The following is a 5749-nucleotide window of genomic DNA, read 5'->3' as shown; positions in this document are numbered from 1 at the left end:
AGCTGCTGTCGTTCACCGCGGTGCACCTGCGGATGCTGGTGCCGGTGGGGGTCGCGATGCTCGCGCTGGTGGCCTGGCAGCGCGCCGCGCCGGTCGCCGCAGCGCCTGCGGATGTCGTGCCGCCGCGCGTGCGGCGCGCATGGCTGTTCGGGCTGCTCGGCTTCCCGCTCGCGGTGCTGGTCGTGATGTGCCTGGTGTTCGGCGTGCGCCTGCAGGACCACTGGGGCTTCCAGAGCGTGCAGTTCATCAGCCTGTGGTTTGCCTGGCTGCTGCGCAAGCGCGTCGGTGCGGCCACGCTGCGGCGGCTGTGCCTGCTGGCGCTCGCGATCCACCTGGCGTTGATGGCAGCCTATGCGCGCTCGGTGGTCGATCCGTCGACGGTGGCCGGCCGCGGGCGGGCCGACCAGTTCTACCCGGCGCAGCATCTCGCCGACACGGTGCTGGCCGCATGGCGGCAGACCACGTCGTGCCCGCTGCGCTTCGTGGTCGGCCCGACCTACGAGGGCGGCATGGTGTCGGTGTATGCAGGCAGCAACCCGCCCGTGCTGGAGTCGGGCGATCCGCTGAAGTCGCCGTGGGTCGACCTGGCGGCCCTGCGCGACGCCGGCTCGGTGCAGCTGTTCCACAGCGCCGACGAGGCCCCGCCCGGCACGCCGCCGCTGCACATGCTGCCGTTCATTCCCGGCGGCTCGACCACGTCGACCTACGACATCCTCTGGACCATCGTGCCGCCGCAGGATCCCGCCTGCGCCAGCCCCGTCAAGTGAACTGCCGCCGGTAGTCGCGCGGCGCCACACCCACGCGCCGCGTGAAGGCGCGCCGCAGCGCGTCGGCATTCGAGTAGCCGACCGCATCGGCCAGGCGCTTCAGCGGCAGGTCGCTCGCCTCGAGGCGCCGGCGCGCCTCGTCGATGCGCGCGAGCTCGACGAACTCGGCCGGCGTCATGCCGGCTTCGTCCTTGAAGATGCGCGCGAAGTTGCGCTCGCTCATGCCGGCCCGCGCCGCCAGCGCCGGCACCGACAGGTCGCCGCGCAGGTTCGCGAGCACGTGCTCCTGCAGCGCGCGGATGCCTGATTTCTCGGCGGTCTGCGCCGCCAGGTGAGCGCTGAACTGGCTCTGGCCACCGGGCCGCTTCAGGAACATCACCAGCTCGCGCGCGACGCGCAGCGCGAGTTCGCGGCCGTGGTCCTCCTCGACCATCGCGAGCGCCAGGTCCATGCCGGCCGTGACACCCGCCGAGGTGTAGAGCGGCCCGTCCTTCACGTAGATCGCATCGGGCTCGACGGTGGTGCCGGGGTTCTCGGCGGCGAGGCGGTCGACCGAGTTCCAGTGCGTCGCGACGCGCCGCCCCTGCAGCAGCCCGGCCGCCGCCAGCACGAAGGCGCCGCTGCACACCGAGCCGATGCGCCGCACCGCCTTGGCGTGGCGCTGCAGCCAGCGCCGCACGTCGTCGCGCGCGGTGATCGATTCGACCGCCGGGCCGCCGGCCACCAGCAACGTGTCGAAGCGCCCGCGGTGGGTCGCGATGGTCGCGTCCGGCTGCAGGCGCGGGCCGCTGCCGCAGCGCAGCAGGCCGGCCTCGGTGCCGATCAGCTGCACCTCGTAGGCCCGCAGATCGCCGAGCTGGCGCGCCGCCTCGACGAAGACATCGGACGGGCCGGCGACATCCAGCAGCTGGACGCCCGGAAAGACGAGGATTCCGACACGCATGGCAGAGGCTCTCGGATGTTTGGCAGGAATCGGCGGGCATCGCCGGCACGGCTCGGGCCAGTGTGGCTGAAACTTCTCGCTCCGGCAAATCCAGCCATCGGAGTTCGCATGTCCAGCCCGTCGACGCCACGTCTCTCTTCCGCCATCCCGCCCGCTCTTCCTCTGAAGCATCCGCCCGGCGTGCGCCACCTGCCGGTCAACCTGTTCGCCTCGGTGATGGGCCTGTCGGGCCTCGCGCTCGCGTGGCGGCAGGCGGCCGGGCAGTTCGGTGCGCCGCCGGTGATCGGCGAGGCGATCGGTGCCTTCGCGTTGATCGTGTTCGGCGTGCTGGCCCTCGCGTACCTGGCCAAGCTCGCGTGGCATCCGGACGCGGTCGCTGCGGAGTTCCGCCACCCGGTGGCCGGCAACTTCTTCGCCACCATCGTGATCGCGTTGCTGCTGCTGTCGGCGGTGCTGCAGCCGTACAGCGGCGCGGTGGCCGTGGCGGTGTGGACGCTGGGCGCCGCGGCCGCCTTCGCGCTGAGCGGGGTGGTGATGTCGCGCCTGCTGCGCGGCGCCGTCGACGCGAAGCTCGCGGTGCCGGCCTGGGTGATCCCCGGCGTCGCGACGCTGGACATCGCGGTCACCGGCGCGCAGATGCCGATGCCGTGGGCGGCCGAGCTCAACTGGGCGGCGATGGCGCTCGGCACGGTGATCGCGCTGCTGCTGCTGGTGCTGGTGCTGTCGCGGCTGGTGCATCACGAGCCGCTGGTGGGGGCGATGGTGCCGTCGCTGCTGGTGCTGATCGGACCGTTCGCGGTCGGCTTCCTCGCGTACACCGCGATGACCGGCGCGGTCGACCGCTTCGCGTCGATGCTCTTCTACTTCGCGCTCTTCATCTTCCTCGTGCTGGCGCCCAAGGTGTTCCGCCGCGACGTGCCGTTCGCGCCGGCGTGGTGGGCGATCGGCTTCCCGCTGGCGGCGCTGAGCAACGCGGCGCTGCACTACGCCGCGGTGCGCGGTGGCTGGCCGCTGCAGGCGATCGCGCTCGCACTGCTCGCGTTCCTGACGGCGGTGCTGGCGGTGCTGACGGTGCGCACGCTGCGCATCGCGATCGACGGCCGGCTGCTCGCCGGCTGAAGCCCGGCCGCACGCAAAAAGGCCCGGCACAGGGCCGGGCCAACGCTCTCGCTTCGGACCCCCACCGCCGTGGGGATCCCGCGGATCACGGCGCCGAGGCGCCGAGCCCGCGTGATCGGGCCGCACACCGGGGGAGTCGGGCAAGCACGATCCCCCAACCGCGGCAAAACCTCTCCGTCCGGCGGCGGCCCGGGCCGATCACCACCAGGTCTCGCCTTGGATCCCGACGGACGTGCCGGCCTTCTTGTCGCCGAAGACGGCCTGCGTGGTGCCGCCCAGGTTCAGGCGTGCCGCCTCGTTCCACGTCGCGTGGGTGACGAACAGGCGCACGGTCGGACGCGACCACGGGTCCTTGCCGGCCGAAGCGGCCAGCGTGCCGGTGATCTTCGTCATCGTCAGGTTGCCGGTGCTGCCGGCGTTGGCCGCGAGGCTCGAGCCGGCATCCGGCTTGACCTGGTCGTGGCCCACTTCGAGCAGCGCGCGGAACGGGCCGCCGAGGTAGGTGTCGGCGCGGGCACCGAGCGCGAACCACTTGTTGCCGGCGTCGGCGCCCGCGTTGTTGATCTGCTTGTTGATGCGGTACTCGGCGATCGCATCCCAGCCGGTGGCCTCGCCGAACTTGCCGGTCTGCTGGATCACCACGCGGCTGTTCTTGGTCTCGCCCAGCTTGTCGAACTTGGCGCCGAAGATGGTCGATCCGCCGAGCGTGCCGTTGATGGTCTGGTAGGCGCCGACCGCGAGGCCCTTCGGCTGCTTGTCGGCTTCCTGGCCGTTGGCGCCGCTGGTCTTCGACTGCATCGAACCGGTCACGTAGATCGACAGGTCGCCGTTCGGGATGTCCTTGATGCCGGTCAGGCGCACCGGGATCGTGAAGCGGTTGTTCTTCACCGAGGTGTCGTTGACGGCACCGGGCACGCCGTAGTTCGGGTCCATCATGAACGCGACGCTGAGCTTGCCGAAGCCCAGCTCCATGTCCTCGATGCCGGCGCCGTTGCCGTCGTTGTTCTCGAGGAACTGGTCGTTGATGCCGAGCTGCAGGCGGTTGTAGAAGCGGCGGCCGGCCCAGACCTTGCCGTTGGCCAGCTGGCTGATGTGGTCGCCATAGGTGTAGATCTGGCCGAAGCGCGTGGTCAGCGCGTCGGGCTGCGACTGGCCGGCATCCCAGGCCTTGTAGACGCTCGGCATCACGTGCACGTGCCAGTCGGATCCCTCGAACTCGGCGAGCTTCGCGTTGATGTTCGGCTCGACGACGTAGTCGCATTCATTGCCGAGGCGCCACTTGGTGTCGGCGCCGGCCAGCTGGTAGCACACCTGGTTGCCGCCGCGCGTGTTCAGGCCGACGCCTGCGCGCATGTAGCCCGAGAAATCGATGGCCGGACCGGCGGCGGCCGAACCGGCGGCGCCTGCAAGCGCCATCGCGAGGAACAGAGGTTTCTTGTTCATGGTGTCTCCTGGTCTCCTGTTGGGGTGGAAGAAAGGTCGTTCGCCGAAGTGGCGGCTTTTGGCCTTGGAGTGGCAGGCCAAAACGGGGGACGCGACGCTGCAGCCGGCACCGGGCGGTCTGTCGGAAACGTGCGCGGCAGCGGCTGCGAAATCGTTTTCATGACAGCGGTGGAGGGCGTTTGCAGCGGGGCGTGCATGGGGGATCGCTAGTGGAGGGCGAGGGTGGCGCCGCKGTCGCTGAACAGCAGCGCGCGCGAGGCTTGCGGCACGAGGCCGATGTCCTGGCCGGCGCCGAGGCCTTCGTGGTCGGCGGGCACGCGCAGCGAGACGGTGTTGGCGGTGCCGCGCAGCGTGGCGTGCACGATGATCGAGTCACCGAGGTGTTCGAGCAGGTCGACGCGGGCGGCCAGGCCGTTTTCGACGCGGCCGATGCCGAGGTGTTCGGGGCGGATGCCGAGCACGAGTTGCGCCGACGCGCCGGAGGGCAGGCCACCGGGCAGGCTGAGCGTGCCGGCCTGGTCGACGCGCAGTTGCACCGCACCACCGCCGGCGGCAGCGGCGACGCAGGGAATGAAGTTCATCCGCGGCGAACCGAGGAAGCCGGCGACGAACTGGTTGGCCGGCTGCTCGTACAGCGACATCGGCGTGCCGACCTGCTCGATGCGGCCGGCGTTGAAGACGGCGATGCGGTCGCCGAGCGTCATCGCCTCGACCTGGTCGTGCGTCACGTAGATCATCGTGTTGCCGATTTCCTTGTGCAGCTTCGACAGCTCGATGCGCATCTGCACGCGCAGCGAGGCGTCGAGGTTGGACAGCGGCTCGTCGAACAGGAAGACGCGCGGCTTGCGCACGATGGCGCGGCCGATCGCGACGCGCTGGCGCTGGCCACCGGAGAGCGCCTTCGGCTTGCGTTCGAGCAGGTGCGTGATCTGCAGGATCTCGGCGGCGCGGCCGACGGCCTTCTTCACGTCGTCCTTCGACTGCCCGGCCAGCTTGAGCGCGAAGCCCATGTTCTCGGCGACGGTCATGTGCGGGTAGAGCGCGTAGCTCTGGAACACCATCGCGACGCCGCGGTCGGCGGGCGGCACCTCGTTGATGAGGTCGCCGCCGATGCGGATCTCGCCCTGGTCGATGTCTTCGAGACCGGCGATCATGCGCAGCAGCGTGGACTTGCCGCAACCGGACGGGCCGACGAAGACGGCGAATTCGCCATCGGCGATGTCGAGGTCGATGCCGCGGATCACCTCGACATTGTTCTCGTAGCTCTTGCGCACGCCGCGCAGGGTCAGGGTGGACATCTCTTCAGGTCTCCGATTGGGTCTTGCTGTGCGCGTCGGCTGCGGCTGGGGGTATGGCCGGGAGGCTCATGCCGGGGCGGTCGGCCCTGGCGGGCCGACTCCACGAGAAGTGCGGCATTTGGCGGTGCATCGCCAAACTCCCTCCGCTCACTTCGTTCGCTGTGGTCAAACAGTGGCGA

General features: G+C 70.3%; 5 protein-coding genes. 2 read left to right on the top strand and 3 right to left on the bottom strand.

The window, feature by feature from the left end:
- Window positions 1–767: hypothetical protein (locus AC1D12_RS22725; protein WP_477843023.1), on the top strand; the 767-nt coding region annotated here is incomplete at its 5' end.
- On the opposite strand, the gene AC1D12_RS22720 is transcribed toward AC1D12_RS22725, so the two are convergent.
- On the bottom strand, window positions 760–1710 hold the full coding sequence (locus AC1D12_RS22720) for a GlxA family transcriptional regulator (protein WP_477824491.1): 951 nt from the start codon (window positions 1708–1710) through the stop codon (window positions 760–762). The genes AC1D12_RS22725 and AC1D12_RS22720 overlap by 8 nt on opposite strands.
- A 108-nt stretch (window positions 1711–1818) precedes the next feature.
- On the opposite strand from AC1D12_RS22720, the gene AC1D12_RS22715 reads away from it, so the two are divergent.
- Complete coding sequence (locus tag AC1D12_RS22715) at window positions 1819–2829, top strand: SLAC1 anion channel family protein (RefSeq protein WP_477824492.1); 1011 nt, start codon at window positions 1819–1821, stop codon at window positions 2827–2829.
- Window positions 2830–3027: 198 nt separating this feature from the next.
- Here AC1D12_RS22715 and AC1D12_RS22710 read toward each other — a convergent pair whose 3' ends face one another.
- Window positions 3028–4272 carry a carbohydrate porin gene (locus AC1D12_RS22710; protein ID WP_477824493.1) on the bottom strand — a complete coding sequence of 415 codons (1245 nt, stop codon included), beginning with the start codon at window positions 4270–4272 and terminating at the stop codon, window positions 3028–3030.
- 206 nt (window positions 4273–4478) lie between these two features.
- Complete coding sequence (locus AC1D12_RS22705) at window positions 4479–5570, bottom strand: ABC transporter ATP-binding protein (protein ID WP_477843021.1); 1092 nt, start codon at window positions 5568–5570, stop codon at window positions 4479–4481.
- Between the last annotated feature and the right edge of the window lie 179 nt (window positions 5571–5749).

This window comes from Rhizobacter sp. P1_G5 (assembly GCF_056405435.1).
This window is presented reverse-complemented; position numbering and strand designations above follow the sequence as displayed.